At 73.4% G+C, this 620-nt stretch carries 1 protein-coding gene; it reads right to left on the bottom strand.

Going from position 1 to position 620, the window contains the following annotated elements:
- Positions 1 to 420 (bottom strand): NUDIX hydrolase (locus L2I40_RS24175; RefSeq protein ID WP_237217869.1); only part of this gene is annotated, 420 nt, incomplete at its 3' end.
- Between the last annotated feature and the right edge of the window lie 200 nt (positions 421 to 620).

The following is a 620-nucleotide window of genomic DNA, read 5'->3' as shown; positions in this document are numbered from 1 at the left end:
CCAGGGGATCTCGTCCCAGTCGAAGAAGCGGACCTCCAGGCTCTCCTCGCCGGCGGCGACGCCGGGCGCGGCGAGCCTCGCGCGGAACAGCACCTGCACCTGGCCGATCCGCGCGATGGAGTAGATCGCGAGCACGCCGTCGATCGCGATGTCGGCGCAGGCTTCCTCGTGCGCCTCGCGCCGCGCCGCTTCCTCCACCGTCTCGCCGAGTTCCATGTAGCCGGCCGGGATGGTCCAGAAGCCGCGGCGTGGCTCTATGGCGCGCCGGCAGAGCAGCACCTTGCCGTCGGCGACGACGACGGAGCCTGTGACGACCTTCGGGTTCTCATAGGCGACGAAGCCGCAATCGGCGCAGGTGAGGCGCTCGCGGTCCTCGCCCTCGGGGATGCGGCGTACGAAATTGGCGGTCGCGGCCGACATGTCCCCGAGGTTGGGGTGCCGCCCAGCGCGGCGCAAGCGGTCTGACGCGTACGAATCGGTCCGGGGCGCGTCGGCCCGCGGTGTCAGACGCGAAGGTCGAGCAGCGATCCGCGCGGCAGCGGTGCGCTGGGCGGCGGCGGCAGCGCATCGAGCCGCCGCGGCGACTCCGGCGGCGTGGGCGCGGCCGGCGTCTGGCCGGT

This window comes from Falsiroseomonas oryziterrae, from assembly GCF_021864505.1.
GTDB classification, from domain to species: domain Bacteria; phylum Pseudomonadota; class Alphaproteobacteria; order Acetobacterales; family Acetobacteraceae; genus Falsiroseomonas; species Falsiroseomonas oryziterrae.
Note: the sequence above shows the minus strand (reverse complement) of the source record. Positions and strands in the feature narration are given on the sequence as shown.